Below are 19,536 nucleotides of genomic sequence, written 5' to 3'. Positions count from 1 at the left end.
AAAACGTTAAACGATCGGGAGGATGGATAGATGAGTCAGTTTTCCGCCATTGCCGAAATGCTCAGCGACGGCGACGCAAAGGCGCCGGCGATCGGCGCGCCCGATCGCCGTGACATGTCGCGCGGTGAACTGGCGGCATTGGCGAGAAGGGTCGGCGCCGATCTGCGGGGCATCGGTATCGCCCGCCGCGACGCGGTCGCCATCGTCATGCCAAATGGTCCGGAAATGGCCGCAGCCTTCCTCGCCGTTGCCGCGAACTGCGTCGCCGCCCCACTCAACGCCGCCTATCGTGCCGACGAATTCGATTTCTACCTCTCCGACCTCGACGCGCAGGCACTGATCCTGCCGGCAGGCGCCGAATCGCCGGCGCGCGAGATCGCCGCCAAGCGCAAGATCCGCGTGATCGAACTCGCCCCCGATCTCGCCGGCCCGGCCGGCGCCTTCTCGCTTTCGGTGCCGGCGGGCGGCGATGTAGCGGACGCTGCCTCGCCCGATGACGTGGCGCTGGTGCTGCACACCTCCGGCACGACCTCACGGCCGAAGATCGTGCCGCTGACCCAACGCAATCTGATGACCTCGGCCGGCAACATCGCGCGCACGCTGGCGCTCACGCCCCGGGACCGCAGCCTCGTCATCATGCCTCTCTTCCATATCCACGGCCTGGTGGGCGCGCTCCTGTCCTCGCTTCATGCCGGCGGCTCGGTCTTCTGCCCGTCTGGCTTCAATGCGCTAAAATTCTTCGCGCAACTGGATGAAGCGGCGGCCACCTGGTACTCTGCCGTGCCGACCATGCACCAGACGGTCCTGGCGCGCGCCAAGGGCAATGCCGAGATCATCGCCCGGCGCAAGCTGCGCTTCATACGTTCGTCCTCCGCCTCGCTGCCGCCGCCGGTGATGAAGGAACTGGAAGCGACCTTCGGCTGCCCGGTAATCGAATCCTACGGCATGACCGAGGCCGCGCATCAGATGGCCAGCAACCCGCTGCCGCCGGCTGCGCGCAAGCCAGGTTCGGTCGGCATCGCCGCCGGGCCCGAGGTCGCCATCATGGGCGAGGACGGATTGTTCCTGAAATCCGGTGAGGTGGGCGAAATCGTGATCCGGGGCGCCAACGTGACGCCGGGCTATGCCAACAACCCGAAGGCCAATGCCGAGGCCTTCCGCGACGGCTGGTTCCGCACCGGCGACCAGGGGGTGATGGACGGCGAGGGCTATGTCAGCCTGACCGGCCGCCTCAAGGAGATCATCAACCGCGGCGGCGAAAAGATTTCGCCCCGCGAGGTCGATGACGTGCTGATGGAACACCCGGCGGTGGCGCAGATCGTCACCTTCGCCATGCCGCACGACAAGTTGGGGGAGGAGGTGGCGGCGGCCGTCGTGCTGAAGGACGGAACCGCTGCGACCGAACGTGACCTGCGCGAGTTTGCGGCACAGCGTCTTGCCGATTTCAAGGTGCCGAAGAAGATCCTCTTCCTGGCCGAAATCCCCAAGGGTGCCACCGGCAAGCTGCAGCGAATCGGCCTGGCGCAGAAGCTGGGCCTCTCTTCATGAAGATCGCGATCTACGGTGCCGGTGCCATCGGCGGCCTCATGGGTGCCTATCTCGCCCGCGCCGGCGAGGAGGTGACCCTGATCGCGCGCGGCGCACATCTCGCCGCCATGAAGCAAAACGGCCTCGTCGTGCAGCATGGTGGGGACAGTTTCACCGTTCGGCCCCAGGCAACTGACGATCCCGCCTCTGCCGGTATCCAGGATTTCGTCATCATCGCCCTGAAGGCGCAATCCGTACCGCCGCTGGCCGACAAGCTTGCCCCCATGTTCGGCCCGGACACGGCTGTGGTGATGGCGGTCAACGGCGTACCCTGGTGGTATTTCCATGGGGTGGGCGGCGCGCTTGAGGGCCGCCGCCTAGCCAGCGTCGATCCGGGTGACGCGCAATGGCGGCATATCGGGCCGGAACGGATAATCGGCTGTGTGGTCTATCCGGCGGCCGAGATCGTTGAACCTGGCATCCTGAAGCATGTCGAGGGCGACCGCTTTACCCTCGGCGAGCCCACCGGCGAGAAATCCGATCGTGTCACGAAATTCAGCCGCGCTCTCATCGCTGCCGGCCTCAAGGCGCCGGTCCGCACCGACATCCGCACGGAAATGTGGGTCAAGCTCTGGGGCAATGTCGCCTTCAATCCGTTGACGGCGCTGACCGGCGCCACCCTCGACCGCCTCTGCACCGAACCCGGCACCCGCGCCGTCGCCAAGGCCATGATGCTTGAGGCCGAGGCGGTGGCGAATGCGCTGGGAGTCAAGATGCCGGTTGATATCGAACGCCGCATCGACGGTGCCGCCGCCATCGGTGCCCACAAGACCTCGATGCTGCAGGATTTCGAACGCGGCCGGCCAATCGAACTCGACGCGATCGTCGGGGCCGTCGCCGAGCTTGGCCGCCTGGTTTCGGTGCCCACGCCTGCGATCGACATGATCTATGCGCTCACCCGCCAGAAGGCGGCGGTGGCCGGGCTTGTCTAGGCGCTCACCTTAGCCACCAGGCGCTCCAGGAACGCCTCGCATTGCGCGATCTGGTCGAGCGCCACCCATTCATCGGGTTTGTGCGCCTGTTCGATCGAGCCGGGCCCGCAGATCACGGTCGGGATGTCGATCTGCTGGATAAGGCCGCCTTCCGTACCGAAGGCGATCTTGATCGTGTCATTGGCCTGGGTCAGCGCCTTGGCGATCACCGTGATCTCGGCATCCTCGGCGGTATCCAGGCCGGGAAAGGCTGAAATCGGCTCCCAGGAAAACCCGCTCTCGCCATTGACGGACCGCATCTCGCGCAGCAATTCCTGCTCGGCAAAGCGCTTCACCTCGCCCACCAGGTCGTCCGGTTTCTGCATCGGCAGATAGCGGAACTCGAAGTCGAAACTGCAATCCTTGGGCACGATGTTGAGCGCTGTGCCGCCTTTGACGATGCCGGTATGCACGGTGGTATGTGGCACGTCGTAGTCGTGGTCGAAGGGGCCTTCCTTGGCGAAGCGGCGGCCCATGCGCTTGAGGTAGCCGATTACCTCGGCGGCATATTCGACCGCATTGACGCCCTGCGGCGCCAGCGAGGAGTGGCACTCGAAACCGTGGACATGGCAGCGCAGGCTCTTCTTGCCCTTGTGGGCGATGGCGACCTTCATCGCCGTGGGCTCGCCGATGACGCAGCCCTTGGGCTTGACGGGAAAGTCCTTGATGACCTCCAGCGCCTTGCGCACGCCAAGACAACCCACTTCCTCGTCATAGGAGAACAGCAGGTGGACCGGTGTTGAAAGTTCCCGCGCGGTCAGTTTCGGCACGATATTGAGCACCGCCGCCACGAAACCCTTCATGTCGGTGGTGCCGCGGCCGTAGAGACGCCCGTCCGCCTCCCTGACGGTCCAGGGATCGCTCGACCAGTCTTGCCCGTCCACCGGCACCACGTCGGTATGGCCGGAAAGGGCATAGCCCGCCCGGTCATCCGGCCCGATGGTGGCATAGAGATTGGCTTTCTGCCCCGTATCGTCCTTCATCAACTGGCTCCTGATACCGAAGCCGTCGAGGTAGTCCTGGACGAAGGCGATGAGATCGAGATTGGAATTCCGGCTGGTGGTGTCGAAGGCCACCAGGCGGCGGATCATTTCCAGGCTTTCCGGTCGCGGGGCCAATATGCGAACTCCTATTGACGGACGAATGGGGAGAGCATACCGGGGAGGCAGGTATTGGCAAGTCAGGTACGGCGACCTTGGTGGAACGGATCAAGCACCTGCCAGGTGTCCTGGTGCGCTACGAGCCCGATGCAGACATCGCGGCGGCGCCGGTCGTATTCGATTCGCCCCATTCCGGGTATGCCTATCCGACGGATTTCAATCATGCCGTGCCGCGCGACCTGTTGCGCCGGGCCGAGGATGCCTTTGTCGACGACCTCTATGAAGCGGCGCCCGAACGTGGCGCCGGGTTCCTCAAGGCGCTGTTTCCGCGCGCCTATATCGATCCCAATCGGCACGAGGACGAGATCGATTGCGCCATGCTGGCGGAACCCTGGCCGCGTCCCGTTCGCGCGACGGAGAAGGCCGAGATGGGCCTCGGCCTGGTGCGCCGGCTGATCAAGGGCCGCGTCGACATCTATGACCGCCCCTTGCGCGTCGCCGAGATCATGGCCCGGATCGAAGGCTATCACCGTCCCTATTTTGCCGAACTCGAAGCCATGCTGGACGACCGCGTGGCGCGGTTCGGCGCCGTCTGGCACGTCAATTGCCACTCCATGCGCACGACCGGACGGCAGCAGGGCAGGAGCATCCCGCGCGACGATTTTGTTTTGGGCGATCGCGAGGGGGAAAGCTGCGATCCGGCCTTCACCGAATTCGTGGCAATGCGCCTGCGCGACATGGGCTATTCGGTGGAGATCAACCACCCGTTCAAGGGGGCCGAGCTGGTACAGCGTTTCGGTCGCCCGTGGCAGGGGCGCCATTCCCTGCAGATCGAGGTCAATCGCGGCCTCTACATGGACGAGGACCGGATCGAGAAGCATGACGGCTTTCCCGGCCTGAAGGCGGATATCGAGCGGCTGATGGGCGACATCTGCAGCTTTGCGCAGGAACAGGCTGGCGGACAACGATAGTGGATGCCGGGGACCAGCCCGGGCATGACGGCCTTATCGATTTCGGCGCAATTTCATTTTCGTCTCGGGGCTTGACCCGGCGATCCAGCCTCGCGGCATAGAGCCCGCTACCCCTGGAACTGCTCCTGCAGGATGCGCTCTTCCAGGTGATGCTCGGGGTCGAAGAGCAGGGTGAGCGCGATGCTCTGATCCTGGCACACGGTCACTTCCGAGACGGCGCGGACCTCGGTGAAATCGGCGGTGGCGCTGACCGGCCGGCGTTCCGGCTCGTGGATGACGAAACGCAGCCTTGCGCGCTGCGGCAGGATGGCGCCGCGCCAGCGCCGTGGCCGGAACGGGCTGATCGGCGTCAAGGCCAGCACGGCCGAGGAAAGCGGCAGGATCGGCCCATGGGCTGACAGGTTGTAGGCGGTACTGCCGGCCGGTGTTGCCACGATGACGCCGTCGCAAACCAGTTCGTCCATACGCTGGCGACCGTCGATCTCCAGCTTGATCTTGGCGGCCTGGGCGGATTCGCGCAGCAGGGACACCTCGTTGACGGCCAGCAGGCGATGTTCGACGCCGTCGCTGGTCTTGGCCACCATCTGCAGCGGGTGCAGCGTGACCTGCTCGGCTCGCGCAATGCGCTCGGCAAGGCCGGCCGCGTCGTAGCGGTTCATCAGGAAGCCGACGGTGCCGCAATTCATGCCGAAGATGCGCACCGGCCGGGTCATCGTGTCATGGAGGGCGCGCAGCATGGTGCCGTCGCCGCCCAGTACCACGATTGTTTCCGCACCGGGATCTCCTGGCCCATAGCGGGCGGTCAGCTCCCTGAGGGCTGCCTGGGCATCCGGGGATTCGGCGGCGACAAAGGCGATGTTGGACAGGCTCAAGCTTTTATCCCCCTCTGCCCCCGGCCCCAGGTTCTCTGGCGGGCGGCAGTATAGCCAGAGGATTGCGGCGATAGGTAGTGGCTTGCGGAGCGGCTTGCCAAAGCGGCCGGGGCGACGCAGTCTAGGCCCCGCTTCGTTTATGGCCATTGGGGGATGGTATGCGTGCTTTGGGGATTTTCCGGCGAGGATTGTGCCTGGCGGCGCTGTGCGGGGGCGTCCTGCTGACGGCGTTTCCTATTGGCTCCAGCCTGGCCCAGGAAACCCAGACCGGGGCGCCAGCGATCGAGACGCCGAGCACCGACATCATCATCGATCCCGATCTGATCCTGCCGGAGGGCACCTCGATCGAGGACATGGCGCAACAGGCCGATGAAGAGGTGGGCGACCACCACGAGGGCTACTACTATCCGAAACCGGAAACGGTCGAACATTATCCGAGCCGCGTCGTGACCCTGCCCGACAGCGACGAGATTCGTCGCCAGGGTTTCGTCATCGGCATGGCGCGCCAACAGTTGGCGGCGCAATACGCGCCCGATTACGCTATCTTCACCAAGGGCGACCATTCGCAGAAACTGATCATCGTGGCGCTGCATGACGGCTCGCTGGATACGCTCTACCGCGCGCGGGCCCTGTTCGCGACCCTGACGCTGGTGGCGCGCTCGACGCCGTTCTTCCAGAAGAACACCCAGCCGGAAGAGGCCACCTTCTTCGATCTCCTGAAACTGCTGGGCTTCACCCAGGTCACCATCTCGGACGGCAGGGACTTCGCCCACCAGGTGATTATCAACTAGGACTTTCCGTAAGATTCGGCGTTGCGGTCATTCCCCGCCCCCGCCCCCCGTCGGCGACGGCCGCCATGCGTGGGTGGCCCGACGAAATCGGGCCATGACGATTTAGTGGGTCAGCCGCCGGTGACGCTCATATGCCGCTCGACGGCCGGGCCGCTGTGGCGGCGGTCGATGATGAAATCATGTCCCTTCGGTTTGCGGGTGATCGCCTCGCGGATGGCGGCGACCAGCGCCTCGTCCGATTCGCTCTGGCGCAGCGGTGCCCTGAGATCCGCCGCATCGTCCTGCCCCAGGCACATATAGAGCGTGCCGGTACAGGTCAGGCGCACGCGGTTACAGGATTCACAGAAATTATGGGTAAGCGGCGTGATGAAGCCGACCCGCTGGCCGGTTTCCTCCAGTGTCACATAACGCGCCGGGCCGCCACTGCGATGGCTGTTCTCGGTCAGCGTCCAGCGCTTGGCGAGATGTGACCGGAGCAGCGAGATGGGATAGAACTGGTCGACCCGGTTCTCGCCGCCGATATCGCCCATCGGCATCACCTCGATGAAGGTGATGTCGTGGCCGTTCTCGCCGCACCATTCGATGAGGCGATAGAACTCGTCGTCATTGACGCCCTTGAGCGCCACGGTATTCAGCTTGACGCGGATGCCCGCATCCTTGGCGGCCTGGATGCCCGCCAGCACCGGCTCCAGCTTCCCCCAGCGGGTGATGCGGGTGAATTTCTCGGGGTCGAGCGAATCGATCGAGACATTGACCCGCCTTACGCCGCAATCGGCCAGTTCCCGGGCATACTTGCCGAGCTGGCTGCCATTGGTGGTGAGGGTCAGTTCCTCCAGCGCACCGCTGTCGAGATGCCGGGACAGGTTGCGGATCAGCCCCATTATCCCCTTGCGCACCAGCGGTTCGCCGCCGGTCAGACGCAGCTTGCGGACGCCCAGCCCAACGAAGGCCGAGCACAGCCGGTCCAATTCCTCCAGGCTGAGGATTTCCGCCTTTGGCAGGAAGGTCATGTCCTCCGCCATGCAATAAACGCAGCGGAAATCGCAGCGGTCGGTCACCGAGACGCGCAGATAGGAAATGCGCCGGCCGAACGGATCGATCATGGGCGGGTCGATCTTCGGCGCTGGCTGTTGCTCGGCCCCTTCCCGGGCCTGGCTGGTGACGGGCGTGTCCATGGGCGGAATATAGGGGGAGCAGGGCGGATTTTCCTCCCCAATTGTCAAAGGGGTTTCCAGCCATGCGCCGGGGGCGGGCGATGGCCCCGCAAATCCAGGGGCAATCAGGGGAATTCCGCCCTTAAATGCCTTGTTTGGGCTGGAAAAACTCTAAATAATCATCTTTCGCGCCGCAACACGGCCAGCAGCCACGCTTTCGGGTTCAAAGATGCAGACCGCCAACGATATCCGCCGGGTTTTCCTGGATTATTTCCGTCAACAGGGTCACGAGATCGTCCCCTCTTCGCCGCTTGTCCCGCGCAACGACCCCACCTTGATGTTCGTGAATTCGGGCATGGTCCAGTTCAAGAACGTCTTCACCGGGGCAGAGAAGCGCGACTATGTCCGCGCCTCCACCGCCCAGAAATGTGTCCGTGCCGGTGGCAAGCATAACGACCTCGAGAATGTCGGCTATACCGCCCGGCACCACACCTTTTTCGAGATGCTGGGCAATTTCAGCTTCGGCGACTATTTCAAGGACCGCGCGATCGAACTTGCCTGGAATCTGATCACCCGGGAATACGGCCTGCCGAAGGACAAGCTCACCGTCACCGTCTATATCGACGACGACGAGGCGTTCAACCTGTGGAAGAAGATCGCCGGTCTCCCGGATCAGCGCATCATCCGCATCCCGACCTCGGACAATTTCTGGGCCATGGGCGATACCGGTCCCTGCGGCCCGTGCTCGGAAATCTTCTACGATCATGGCGAGGGCATTCCGGGCGGACCCCCGGGCTCGCCCGATGCGGATGGCGATCGCTTCATCGAGATCTGGAACCTGGTCTTCATGCAGTTCGAGCAGGTGACCAAGACCGAGCGCATCAACCTGCCGCGTCCCTCGATCGATACCGGCATGGGGCTCGAGCGTCTCGCCGCCGTGCTCCAGGGCAAGCACGACAATTACGACATCGACCTCATGCGCAACCTGATCGAGGCGTCGGCGCACGCGTCCGGCACCGATCCCGACGGCCCGCTCAATGTCAGCCATCGCGTGATCGCCGACCATCTGCGCTCCAGCGCCTTCCTAGTGGCGGACGGTGTCATGCCCTCTAATGACGGCCGTGGCTATGTGCTGCGCCGGATCATGCGGCGCGCCATGCGCCATGCGCATCTCCTCGGTGCCAAGGACCCGCTGATGTGGAAGCTGGTCCCGGCGCTGGTTGGCGAGATGGGACAGGCCTATCCCGAACTCGGTCGTGCCGAGGCGGTGATCACGGAGACGCTGAAGCTGGAGGAGACCCGCTTCAAGCAGACGCTCGAAACGGGCCTGAAAGAACTCGAGGGCGCCATCGCGACCAAAAGCGGCCTCACCGCCGATGGCAAGCTTTCCGGCAGCGTCGCCTTTGCGCTCTCCGACAGCCGCGGCTTCCCGCTCGATCTCACCCAGTCGATCCTGCGCGACAAGGGGATGGAGGTCGATGTCGACGGCTTCAATGCCGAGCTCGAGAAGCAGCGCGAGCGCAGCCGCGCCGCCTGGGCCGGCTCCGGCGAGGCGGCCACGGAAAAGATCTGGTTCGAAATCCGCCAGCGCCTCGGCGCCACCGACTTCCTCGGCTACTCGACCGAGAAGGCGGAAGGCCAGGTGCTGTCGCTGGTGAAGGACGGTCAGGAGGTGGCGGAGGCCAAGGCCGGCGACGTAGTCGCCCTCGTTGCCAACCAGACGCCGTTCTATGGTGAATCCGGCGGCCAGATGGGCGATGCCGGCCGGCTGGTCACGGCCGGCGGCGCCGTGATCGAGGTATCGGACACCCAGAAAAAGCTGGGCGATCTCCATGTCCATCTGGGCAAGGTCGTGAAGGGCCATGTGAAGGCAGGCGATGCGGTCGAGATGCTGGTTGACCACGCCAGGCGGTCGGGCCTGCGCGCGCACCATTCGGCAACTCACCTGCTGCACGAGGCCCTGCGCCGCCGCCTGGGCACCCATGTGACCCAGAAGGGCTCGCTGGTGGCCCCGGACCGCCTGCGCTTCGACTTCTCGCATACCAAGGGGATGAGCCCCGAGGACATCGCCTGGGTTGAGCATGAGGTGAACAGGCGCATCCGCGCCAATGCCGATGTGGCGACCAAGCTGATGACGCCGGACGATGCCATCGCGGCTGGCGCCATGGCGCTGTTCGGCGAGAAATATGGCGAGGAGGTGCGCGTCGTTTCCATGGGCGGGCGCGAGAGCGAAGAGCCGAAGGAGTTCTCGACCGAATTGTGCGGCGGCACCCATGTCGGCCGTACCGGCGATATCGGCTTCCTGAAGATCGTTTCCGAAGGCGCCGTCGGAGCCGGTCTGCGCCGCATCGAGGCAGTGACCGGCGCCGCTGCCGAGGCCTATGTGGCCGAACAGCAGAAACAGCTTGCCGAGGCGGCGGCCGCCATCAAGGCGCTGCCGCAGGAATTGCCGGCGCGCATCGTCAGCCTGCTTGAAGAGCGCAGGAAACTGGAGCGCGAACTGGCCGAAGCCCGCAAGGTGATCGCCACCGGCGGCAGCGGTGCCGCGGCCGAGGTGCAGGATATGAACGGCGTCAAGTTCTACGGCCGCGTCCTGGAAGGTGTTCCGGCCAAGGAGCTGAAGGGCATGGCCGACGAGCTGAAAAGGAAGCTGGGCACGGGCGTCGTCGCCCTGGTTGCGACCGCCGACGGCAAGGCGTCCATCGTGGTCGGCGTCACGGACGACCTCACCAAGCGATTCAGCGCCGTCGACCTCGTCAAGGCGGCGAGTGCGGCGATCGGCGGGCAGGGCGGCGGCGGCCGCCCGGACATGGCCCAGGCCGGTGGGCCGGATGCGGCGCGGGCGGCCGAGGCCATAGCTGCCATCGAGGCGATGCTGCGTGACCATGTAAAGGCCGCCTGATGCCGATGGCGGCGCCGGAGTGACGGGTGTGACGGCCGCCGCAATCGCCATCGTCCTGACCTTGACCGGCATATGGGTGCTGGTCGTTCAGGTGCTGCTGCCGGCGCGGATCAAATGGCGCGTGGTGGCGCTGGCGCTCGTTCTCGGCGCCCTCTCGCCCCTGCCGATCTTCCTGGCGCTTGATCTCAAGGGAGCGATTCCGTTTCCCGAAAATCCCGGCCTTGGCGATGCGCTCTCGGCCAGTTTCGTGCTGGCGGCTGTGCCGGAAGAATTGGTCAAGGGTGTCGCCGTCCTCATCGCCATCCTGCTGCTGCGGCATTTCTCCGTATTCCATCAGGAACTGGATCAATCGACCGCCTTCCGCCTGCCGATCCTCTGCGGCCTCGGCTTTGCCGCAGTCGAGAACGTGGCCTACAGCGTGAACGCCAATCTCGCCCAGATGGCGGCGGCACAGTTCGGCCATCCGCTGGTCATTCCCCTGGCGCGGACGTTGATGGCGAGCATGCTGCATGCCTCACTGGGTTGCCTCATGGGATTCTTCCTGACCCGCTTTGTCAGCGCGCGCGGCCTCAACTGGTCGGCTGCCCTGGCTGCCTATGCCGCCGCCGTGATCGGTCATGCGGCGGTCAATTGGGGCCTGATCGCCGTTGCCTTCCAGTTGCTGCGCGGCGGTCGCGACATCGACGAGGTCAATGTTGTGACGCTGCTGCCTCACATCATGCTGGCGGCAATCCTTATTCCCACGGTCGTCATCTGTGCCATTGTCACCGTGTTCCTGGCGCGCCGCCGCCTGCGCCGGCTGGCGCGGGGGACGGCGGCGATTGGCTGACGCCGCGGCTTGAATCGGGCCGTGTGATAGGGAGTGATCCGGGGGTAACCAGACCGCGTAAAGTCAGGGTAATCCCAGTCGGAGTCCCCCAATGAACATGCATCGTCATCTGACCCTGGCCGAAAACCTCACCGCCGAGCGCAGCCAGGCGGCCGCGCGCCGACCCAGCAAGGCGGCGGCCGAGGCGGCAATCCGCACCCTCATCGCCTATGCCGGCGATGACCCGGACCGGGAAGGTCTCAAGGGAACGCCGGAACGCGTCGCGCGCTCGTTCGACGAATTTTATGGTGGCTATTTCGAGGATCCCGTCGCCATCCTGCAGCGTACCTTCGAGGAGATCGAGGGCTATGACGAACTGGTTCTGCTGAAGGATATTCCCTTCGTCAGCCATTGCGAGCACCACCTGGCACCCATCATCGGTCGAGCCCATGTCGGCTATCTGCCGCGCTCGCGCGTGGTCGGCATCAGCAAGCTGGCCCGCGTGGTCGAGGTCTATGCCCGCCGCATGCAGATCCAGGAAAAGATGACGGCGCAGATTGCCAACACCATCCAGCAGGTGCTCGATCCCTTGGGCGTGGGCGTGGTGATCGAGGCCGAGCACCATTGCATGACAACGCGCGGCGTCAACAAGCCGGGTGTTGCCATGACCACCTCGACCTTGCTCGGCTCCTTCCGCGACAACCCGGAAACCCGGCGCGAATTCCAGCGCCTGATCGGCCGCTAGCTGTTTCGGTCCTCGGCGGCTTCCAAAGGACCAATAAAAAGAAAGGGGCGATGCGGTTGACCGCATCGCCCCTGTCAATTGATCGCTCGTGCTTACTGCGCGTCGGCGGCGACCTGTACCTTCACGATCCGGTCCGGATTGGCGACGATGCCGTTATTGGCCTCGGTGCCTGCCGTGATGCGGTCGACGAAATGCATGCCGTCGATCACCTGACCGAAGATTGTGTATTTGCCGTCCAGGAACGTTGCGTCGCCTAGGCAGATGAAGAACTGGCTGTCGGCGCTGTTGGGGTCGGACGCGCGGGCCATCGAGACGGCGCCGCGCAGGTGGCGCAGGTTGCTGAACTCGGCCGGCAGGTTTTGCCCCGACCCACCCGTGCCTGTGCCGGTCGGATCGCCCATCTGCGCCATGAACCCCGGGATGACGCGATGGATCGGCGTGCCGTCGTAGAAACCCTGGCGTGCCAGCTGCTTGATGCGGGCCACGGTCTGGGGTGCCACGTCGGGCAGCAATTCGATCACCACGCGCCCGTCCTTCAAATCGAGATAGAGCGTGTTCTCGGGGTCCGCCGCGTGACTGGGGGCGCTCATGCCGATAACAAAAGCCAGCGCCAGAAGGAATCGTTTCAGCATGATATTCAGCCCATCGCCTTCTTGAGGTTTTCGTCCAGCTTGTCGAGGAACTGGTTGGTCGTCAGCCATTTCTGGTCCGGGCTGATGAGGAGGGCGAGGTCCTTGGTCATGAAGCCGGACTCGACCGTGTCGACGCAGACCTTCTCCAGGTTCTCGGCGAACTTCTGCACCTCGGGCGTGCCGTCGAACTTGCCGCGATACCAGAGCCCGCGGGTCCAGGCATAGATCGAGGCGATCGGGTTGGTCGAGGTTTCCTTGCCCTTCTGGTGTTCGCGGTAGTGGCGCGTCACCGTGCCGTGGGCCGCTTCCGCCTCGACCGTCTTGCCGTCGGGCGACAGCAACACCGAGGTCATCAGGCCCAGCGAGCCGAAGCCCTGCGCCACGGTGTCCGACTGCACGTCGCCGTCATAGTTCTTGCAGGCCCAGACGAAGCCGCCTGACCATTTCAGCGCCGATGCCACCATGTCGTCGATCAGGCGGTGCTCGTAATGGATTTTCTTCGCCTTGAACTGGTCGGCGAATTCCTTGTCATAGACCTCCTGGAAGATGTCCATGAAACGACCGTCATAGATCTTCAGGATCGTGTTCTTGGTCGACAGATAGACCGGCCAGCCCAGCATCAGACCGTAATTGAAGCAGGCGCGCGCAAAGCCGCGGATCGAATCGTCGAGATTGTACATGCCCATGGCGACACCGGCGCCGGGGAAGCTGAAGATATCCTTCTCGATCGGCGCGCTGCCATCCTCCGGCACGAACTTCATGGTCAGCTTGCCCTTGCCGGGCACGATGAAATCGGTGGCGCGGTACTGGTCGCCGAATGCATGGCGGCCGATGACGATGGGCTGGGTCCAGCCCGGCACCAGGCGCGGAACGTTCTTGCAGATGATCGGCTGGCGGAAGACGGTGCCGTCCAGGATGTTGCGGATCGTGCCGTTGGGCGACTTCCACATGGATTTCAGGTTGAACTCCTTCACGCGGCCTTCGTCCGGCGTGATGGTGGCGCATTTGACGCCGACCCCGAATTGCTTGATCGCATTGGCGGCATCCACCGTGATCTGGTCGCCGGTCTGGTCGCGGCTTTCGACGCCAAGGTCGTAATACTTAAGGTCGATGTCGAGATAGGGCAGGATCAGCTTGTTCTTGATGAACGCCCAGATGATTCGGGTCATCTCGTCGCCATCGAGTTCGACGACTGGATTCTTGACCTTGATCTTAGCCATGTAGCGATTTTCCTTCCGATTGAAGCGCCTGGGAGGCGGCGATGTGCCGGGAATGACGCAAAATCGGCGGCAGTCTAGTGTCTGGGCCGGCCGATTTGAAGGATTTTGCGCCCTGCAGCGAAGTAAGGCCGCGTTCAGCAGCCTTACTGACTCCTGACGTGGAAGTTGGTATATCGGGTGCTCCTCGGGCGTGGGGCGCGCTCTAAACTTTTGCAGAGATTCCGGTCAGATGGCCTATCTTCGGTTGCCGTTTTGTTCTCCCTACAAGCTGTTCTGGTCCCTGGGCCCCGCCAAAACCCCGGCAGATATCATCCATAAATCCTATGCCAGCTATGTCTGGTCCATGCATGGCCGCAAGGTCTGGCCGCGGGTGGCCTTCTACAGCGTCGCCTGGCCGGCGATGTTCGCCTATCTCTCCTGGAAGCATACCAGCCGGCTGGGCGATAGGGTGCGCGAGGTCTCCGGCAAGGGAAGGATGCGCCAGGTCTGGGAACAGCTGGTCGTCGCCTTCTGCCACTCGATCTCGCCCAAGAAATACTACGTGTTCGAACTGTTCCGGCCCGAGCGCTATGCCAATGCCGGCGCCTATATCGCTCGCTACGAGTTCAAGGGCGGCCTCCACAATCTGATTGAATCCCGCATCGAACGATCGAGCCGCAGCATCCTCAACGACAAGGCCGCGTTCTTCCTGCACTGCGAGCAGGCCGGGGTTCACAGCATACCGACCTACATGCTGGTCCATGGCGACGGCCGCGTCGAACGCCTGATGGAGTTTGCCGGTGACCTGCCGCCGGTCGACATCTTCTTCAAACCTTTCAAGGGTCGCGGCGGGCGCGGCTGCGAGCGCTGGCTCAGGCAGACTGACGGCTCCTATGCCGATCAGCACGGCAACCGGAAGTCGGTCGGAGAGTTGCTGGAGCACATCACGGTCCAGGCGAAAAAAGAGCCGATCGTCGTGCAGGAAGCACTCTTCGGGCACAGCGCATTGCGCGATCTCGCCATCAACGTCCTCACCACCTGCCGCGTCATGTCGGTAAAGAACGAGACCGGCGGCTATGAAGTTACCCATGCCGTGTTCAAGTCGTCGACGCGCTCAGACTCCGTGGTCGACAATTTCCACAAGGGCGGCATCGTCAGCCGCGTCGATGTGGCGACCGGCGAACTTGGGCCTGCCTCCGACGCCGGCACAAAGCAGCCCTGCGTTTGGTTCGACACGCATCCGACGACGGGGGCGACTATTACTGGTCGTCAATTGCCCTTCTGGCAGGAAACCAAGGACTTGCTTTGCCGCGGCCACGCCGCCTTCCCGGACCGGGTCACCATCGGCTGGGACGTCGCCATCACCGATGAGGGGCCGGTCATCGTCGAGGGCAACGTGCAATCAGGCTGCGACATGATCCAGCGCACCCATGACGTGCCGGCCGGCATCGGGCGCCTCGCAGAGTGTTATGCCCATCATGTCCTGGCGGCCCAGCGGACGCCTGTCAGCCATGCCTGGCGCCAGCGTTACGCCGGGCGCTAGCGGCCGGACCAAGGGCTCAATCACAGTCGTTCGGGATAATCCGGCTCCTGCGTGTCGGGCGGCGAAGTCAGCAGGTCGAACAGACGCCCCACCGAACCGGCAACGGAATAGAACTGCCGGACCGAGGGTTGTGCGAATCCCTGGTCGATAATGCCGTCCAGCATGCCGACCAGCCCGTCCCAATAGCCTTCGGCGTTGAGCAGGATGATCGGCTTGTCGTGAATGCCGAGTTGCCGCCAGGTCACGACCTCGAAATACTCTTCCAGCGTGCCGAGCCCGCCGGGCAGCACGCAGAAGGCATCGGACAGGTCGAACATCATGCGCTTGCGGGTATGCATGTTGTCGACGACCTTCAATTCGGTGAGGCCGGTATGGCCGACTTCGCGTTCCTGCAGATGCTGTGGAATGACGCCAATCACCGCCCCGCCATTTGCCATGACGGCGTCGGCACAGGCGCCCATCAGCCCGACCCTGCCGCCGCCATAGACAAGTCGGATGCCGCGGCGGGCCAGTTCCCGTCCCAGTTCATCGGCGAGGCGGGCAAAGGCGGGGTTGCTGCCGCGGGACGATCCGCAATAGACGCAAAGCGATTTGATCGGATTCATGCCGAAACCGAGGCTCCTGTGATTGACCTGGTGGGATTCGCTGCGGCCGCGGCGGTGGGCGGCCGATGGCGGGGGTGGTGGTTGTTCATTGGCGCCAATATGAGCCAGCTTCCCGGTCAGTTCAATGACGCTGCATTGCGGCAACGGGGTCGGTTGCTGGCTAGCTCGTCGTCCGGCTGCCGGAAATGTGGGGCGGCCGCGGAATGATTGCCTGAACGCGCAGGCCGGTTTAGCCTCGATTCCCGGCACGGTGGCGGCTGGGGGCTGCGGATGGGAACGAGGTCGCTATGACGAGATTGGCACTTATAGGCACCGCCGGTGCGGTTGTCGTGATTGTGGCCGCGGGCCTTATTTACGCCATCGGCCAGCAGGAAGACGACGATACGCAGGAGACGCCGGCGGTCGCGGAAGCGACGGAAAGTGCGCCCTCCGCCACGCCAGAGGTCACGCCTGAAAGTACCGGCGCCCAGCCGGCGGCGACCGGCGATGCAACATCCGGCGCCTCGACCGCCGACAGTTCAACGACCGGCGCAGCGTCGTCGGGCGGCACGGAAACCGGTGCGGTTGCCAATCCGGCTGCCGAGGTGGCGGCGCCGGAAACCGTCCTCCCCAGCTTTGACGTTGTGCGGGTCAATCCGAATGGCGATGCCGTCATTGCCGGCCGCGCGGCGCCGGGCGCCAGGGTGGTTCTGCTCGATGATGGCAAGCCGATCGGCGAGGCCGAGGCCGATGATCGCGGCGAATGGGTCCTGCTGCCCGACAGCGCGATCGAGCCAGGCACGCACAAATTCACTCTTCAGATCAGGCAGGATGGCGGCGGCGGTGCACAATCCGAGCGCATGGTGATCGTTGTGGTGCCGGCGCCGGCCAAGGACATCGCTGGCAACCCGGTGACCGAACCGGCGGGCGCGCTGGCGCTCTCGGTGCCGCAAAGCGGCGAGGGTGCCAGCCAGATCCTCAACCTGCCGACCGCGGGGGACGAGTCTGGCTCCGGCCCGGTCGAGGCGCCGACCCTGGATGTACTCGATTTTGACCAATCCGGCCGCATGGCGATGTCCGGCCGGGCACCGGCCGGCGGCGAAGTCCGGCTCTACCTCAATAACCAGTTGCTGGGTGCCGCCGAGGTCGACCAGGATGGGCGCTGGGCCTATCTACCGGACGAGCAATTGCCCGTCGGAACGCATGAATTGCGAATCGACCAGGTGGATGGCGCCGGCAACGTCGTCAATCGGATCGTGCAACCGGTGCAGCAACCGGATCTTGCCGCCCTGTCGCCGGACGCGGACAAGGTTATCGTCCAGCCTGGCAACTCGCTCTGGCGCCTGGCAAGGCGCACCTATGGCGAGGGCATGCGCTACAGCATCATCTATGAGGCCAACAAGGACCGCATCCGCGATCCGGATCTGATCTATCCGGGTCAGGTGTTCGACCTGCCGCAACCATAACCCGGTCGGTCAGGTGACATGACTTTGCCGGCGGGCCGGCCAGGCCGGCAGGATCTCGGCCAGCATTTGCAGGCAGGGGCGAATCTCGAGAATGATGGTGGCCGCCGCGGATATCAGATCGACCGGCCCCCATGGCTGCTCGATCGGCGCCTTGCCGACGCAAATGATCATTTTGTGCTTGCTGATGGCGAAACGGGTGTGGCCGAGGCTCTGGCTGGCATTGATGATCGCCATCGCCGAGCGCCGCACGGCGACGCCTTCGGCGGAATAGGGCAGAGGTGCCACCTCGCCGGAAATCTGAACGACCGGACCCGATTCGATCAGGCGCGTATTGGCGGCAAAGGCGACGTCCATGTAGGTGAAGCCGAACTCGACCAGGCCGCCGCTGCGACCGATCGACAGTTTGCCACTGTCGTCGAGGTGCAGGTGGCTGACGTCTTCGGGCAGCAGCTTCTTGGCCAACATGTTCATCGTCACAATTCCGCGCCCCTCCTGATGCCACCCTATGCCATGGCGCGCGACGATGCTAAGGCAGGTCGCTTAACGATTTGTAAAAGTTGCTGGCATAAGGCCGAATTCACCCTAAATGATGTGGCGATTTCAGCCGTGACGCCATGCCCGATCTGTGGCAAATCAAACCGTTAGGGCTTGCCCGTCATGGCAGTGGACGCCGGTAACCGTTAAGAGAGCATGACCGTTGACACCAAAGGTACTCTGTCCAATCCATCGCGCCGGTTGGCCCTTCATCGCGATCTTCGCCGCCGCAACGGTCCTGTTGTGGTGGCTTTGGCTTCCCCTCGGCCTCATGGGCCTGGTTCTAACGCTCTGGTGTGCCTACTTTTTTCGTGATCCGGATCGGGTGACACCGCTGCGCGCCGGGCTGGTGATAAGCCCGGCCGACGGCGTCGTGCAGATGATCCAGCCGGCAGTGCCACCCTCGGAATTGGGCCTCGACCAGCGGCCGCGGACGCGGATCAGCGTCTTCATGAATGTCTTCAATGTCCATGTGAACCGCGCACCGGTCGATGCCGAGGTCGTGGCCAGCGCCTACCGGCCCGGCAAGTTCCTGAACGCGGCCCTGGACAAGGCCAGCGACGAGAACGAGCGGCAATCGCTCTGGCTGCGCACGCCGGACGGACAGGACATCTGCACGGTTCAGATCGCCGGCCTGGTTGCGCGCCGCATCATCTGCTGGACACGCGTCGGTCAGCACCTCAAGGCGGGCGAGCGCTTCGGCCTCATCCGTTTCGGCAGCCGGGTCGACGTCTATCTGCCGGACGGTGTGCAGCCGCTGGTCAGCGTCGGCCAGACCGCGATTGCCGGTGAAACCGTGCTGGCGGATCTGCGTTCGGAAGAGGCGGCGCGGCTCGGCGAGATGCGCTGAGCGGCAGCCTCAGGAAAGGGATATGGATATGATCAAGCGCCATCGCCTGCGTGATCATTCGATCAACCGCCTCATCCCCAACATGCTGACGCTGTGCGCCTTGTTCGCCGGGCTGAGCAGCATCCGCTTTGCCCTGCTGGATCGCTGGGACCTCGCGGTCATTGCCATTCTGGTGGCGGCGATCTTCGACGCGCTCGACGGGCGCATCGCCCGGCTGCTCGATTCCACCAGCAAGTTCGGCGCCGAGCTCGATTCCCTCAGCGATTTCGTCAGCTTCGGCGTGGCACCGGCGGTGGTGGTGTTTCTCTGGAGTACGCATGAGATAAAGGGCGTCGGCTGGGCGCTGGTTCTCGCCTTCAGTGCCTGCATGGCGCTGCGCCTGGCGCGCTTCAATACCAAGATGGAGAATGACGATCTTCCTGCCTGGCACAGCCGCTTCTTCACCGGGGTTCCGGCGCCGGCCGCGGCCGGGCTGGTTCTCATGCCGCTCATCGCCTGGCTGGAATTCGGCGCGGCCTTCCTGCGCGCACCGGTCTTCGCCGGCCTGGTCATCGTTGGTGTCGGGGCCCTGGCAGTCAGCCGCCTGCCGACCTTTTCCTTCAAGCGCGTCCGCATCACGCAGCGTCTGGTCCTGCCCACCATGACCGGTGTCGCCATCTATGCAGCACTGCTGGTCAGCCTGCCCTGGGCGACGCTGTTCTTCACCCTGCTTGCCTATCTGTGCACGATTCCGTTTTCCTACCAGTCACAGCGGCGGCTTCAGGCACAACGGCCGCTTGCCTCGCACGGCGAGACGGAAATCGAGGTCGAGCAGGATTGAGCGCCTG

The 19,536-nt window shown here is 64.1% G+C and carries 18 protein-coding genes; 11 read left to right on the top strand and 7 right to left on the bottom strand.

Translation table 11 applies throughout. The annotated features are described in order from the left end of the window. Nucleotides 1-30: 30 nt before the first annotated feature. A complete protein-coding gene (locus A8950_RS15600) occupies nucleotides 31-1,548 on the top strand; it encodes an acyl--CoA ligase (protein ID WP_133614602.1) in 1,518 nt (505 codons plus the stop codon). Beyond that, complete coding sequence (locus A8950_RS15595) at nucleotides 1,545-2,519, top strand: 2-dehydropantoate 2-reductase (RefSeq protein WP_133614601.1); 975 nt, start codon at nucleotides 1,545-1,547, stop codon at nucleotides 2,517-2,519. Before A8950_RS15600 ends, A8950_RS15595 begins: the two co-directional genes overlap by 4 nt. Here A8950_RS15595 and argE read toward each other — a convergent pair. Next, nucleotides 2,516-3,676, bottom strand: a complete 1,161-nt coding sequence (argE, locus tag A8950_RS15590) for an acetylornithine deacetylase (protein WP_279513063.1) — start codon at nucleotides 3,674-3,676, stop codon at nucleotides 2,516-2,518. The two genes, A8950_RS15595 and argE, sit on opposite strands and share 4 nt — an antisense overlap. A gap of 80 nt (nucleotides 3,677-3,756) precedes the next feature. Between argE and A8950_RS15585 the strand changes: the two genes are divergently transcribed. Beyond that, the gene (locus A8950_RS15585; protein ID WP_243735665.1) at nucleotides 3,757-4,629 is read left to right on the top strand and encodes an N-formylglutamate amidohydrolase; all 873 of its coding nucleotides are present in this window, start codon (nucleotides 3,757-3,759) and stop codon (nucleotides 4,627-4,629) included. 107 nt (nucleotides 4,630-4,736) lie between these two features. Here A8950_RS15585 and A8950_RS15580 read toward each other — a convergent pair whose 3' ends face one another. Then, nucleotides 4,737-5,501: an NAD kinase gene (locus A8950_RS15580; protein ID WP_133614599.1), complete on the bottom strand. Its 765-nt coding sequence runs from the start codon at nucleotides 5,499-5,501 to the stop codon at nucleotides 4,737-4,739. Between the two features lie 158 nt (nucleotides 5,502-5,659). On the opposite strand from A8950_RS15580, the gene A8950_RS15575 reads away from it, so the two are divergent. Continuing rightward, nucleotides 5,660-6,292, top strand: coding sequence for a hypothetical protein (locus A8950_RS15575; protein ID WP_208109882.1), 633 nt, complete (start codon nucleotides 5,660-5,662; stop codon nucleotides 6,290-6,292). A 110-nt stretch (nucleotides 6,293-6,402) separates the two neighbouring features. Here the strand turns inward: A8950_RS15575 and moaA are convergent, their stop codons facing one another. Beyond that, nucleotides 6,403-7,395, bottom strand: a complete 993-nt coding sequence (moaA, locus tag A8950_RS15570; RefSeq protein WP_243735669.1) for a GTP 3',8-cyclase MoaA — start codon at nucleotides 7,393-7,395, stop codon at nucleotides 6,403-6,405. Between the two features lie 280 nt (nucleotides 7,396-7,675). Here moaA and alaS point away from each other — a divergent pair, with 280 nt between their 5' ends. The 3 genes from alaS to folE all read left to right on the top strand — a co-directional run bounded on the left by alaS (nucleotide 7,676) and on the right by folE (nucleotide 11,901). After that, nucleotides 7,676-10,348, top strand: coding sequence for an alanine--tRNA ligase (alaS, locus tag A8950_RS15565; RefSeq protein WP_133614597.1), 2,673 nt, complete (start codon nucleotides 7,676-7,678; stop codon nucleotides 10,346-10,348). 28 nt (nucleotides 10,349-10,376) lie between these two features. After that, nucleotides 10,377-11,177: a PrsW family glutamic-type intramembrane protease gene (locus A8950_RS15560; protein WP_166645216.1), complete on the top strand. Its 801-nt coding sequence runs from the start codon at nucleotides 10,377-10,379 to the stop codon at nucleotides 11,175-11,177. A gap of 97 nt (nucleotides 11,178-11,274) precedes the next feature. Next, a complete protein-coding gene (folE, locus tag A8950_RS15555; protein WP_166645223.1) occupies nucleotides 11,275-11,901 on the top strand; it encodes a GTP cyclohydrolase I FolE in 627 nt (208 codons plus the stop codon). Nucleotides 11,902-11,993: 92 nt separating this feature from the next. Here folE and A8950_RS15550 read toward each other — a convergent pair whose 3' ends face one another. Further along, a complete protein-coding gene (locus A8950_RS15550; RefSeq protein WP_133614594.1) occupies nucleotides 11,994-12,533 on the bottom strand; it encodes a peptidylprolyl isomerase in 540 nt (179 codons plus the stop codon). Nucleotides 12,534-12,538: 5 nt separating this feature from the next. Beyond that, the gene (locus A8950_RS15545) at nucleotides 12,539-13,753 is read right to left on the bottom strand and encodes an NADP-dependent isocitrate dehydrogenase (RefSeq protein ID WP_133614593.1); all 1,215 of its coding nucleotides are present in this window, start codon (nucleotides 13,751-13,753) and stop codon (nucleotides 12,539-12,541) included. 229 nt (nucleotides 13,754-13,982) lie between these two features. On the opposite strand from A8950_RS15545, the gene A8950_RS15540 reads away from it, so the two are divergent. Further along, nucleotides 13,983-15,275 (top strand): sugar-transfer associated ATP-grasp domain-containing protein, encoded by a 1,293-nt coding sequence (locus tag A8950_RS15540; RefSeq protein ID WP_133614592.1) that lies wholly within the window; start codon nucleotides 13,983-13,985, stop codon nucleotides 15,273-15,275. A gap of 20 nt (nucleotides 15,276-15,295) precedes the next feature. Here the strand turns inward: A8950_RS15540 and A8950_RS15535 are convergent, their stop codons facing one another. Next, the gene (locus tag A8950_RS15535) at nucleotides 15,296-15,880 is read right to left on the bottom strand and encodes an LOG family protein (RefSeq protein ID WP_133614591.1); all 585 of its coding nucleotides are present in this window, start codon (nucleotides 15,878-15,880) and stop codon (nucleotides 15,296-15,298) included. 287 nt (nucleotides 15,881-16,167) lie between these two features. Here A8950_RS15535 and A8950_RS15530 point away from each other — a divergent pair, with 287 nt between their 5' ends. After that, nucleotides 16,168-17,325, top strand: a complete 1,158-nt coding sequence (locus tag A8950_RS15530) for a LysM peptidoglycan-binding domain-containing protein (RefSeq protein ID WP_133614590.1) — start codon at nucleotides 16,168-16,170, stop codon at nucleotides 17,323-17,325. A gap of 9 nt (nucleotides 17,326-17,334) precedes the next feature. Here A8950_RS15530 and A8950_RS15525 read toward each other — a convergent pair whose 3' ends face one another. Continuing rightward, entirely contained in the window at nucleotides 17,335-17,796 is a 462-nt protein-coding gene (locus tag A8950_RS15525) for a hypothetical protein (RefSeq protein ID WP_133614589.1), read from the bottom strand. 226 nt (nucleotides 17,797-18,022) lie between these two features. Between A8950_RS15525 and A8950_RS15520 the strand changes: the two genes are divergently transcribed. Beyond that, entirely contained in the window at nucleotides 18,023-18,709 is a 687-nt protein-coding gene (locus A8950_RS15520) for a phosphatidylserine decarboxylase (RefSeq protein WP_133614588.1), read from the top strand. 22 nt (nucleotides 18,710-18,731) lie between these two features. Then, on the top strand, nucleotides 18,732-19,529 hold the full coding sequence (gene pssA, locus A8950_RS15515; RefSeq protein ID WP_133614587.1) for a CDP-diacylglycerol--serine O-phosphatidyltransferase: 798 nt from the start codon (nucleotides 18,732-18,734) through the stop codon (nucleotides 19,527-19,529). The last annotated feature ends 7 nt before the right edge of the window (nucleotides 19,530-19,536 follow it).

It is taken from the genome of Dongia mobilis, assembly GCF_004363235.1.
Taxonomy (GTDB): domain Bacteria; phylum Pseudomonadota; class Alphaproteobacteria; order Dongiales; family Dongiaceae; genus Dongia; species Dongia mobilis.
The sequence above is the reverse complement of the archived record's forward strand: the minus strand, read 5'-3'. Positions and strand labels throughout refer to the sequence as shown.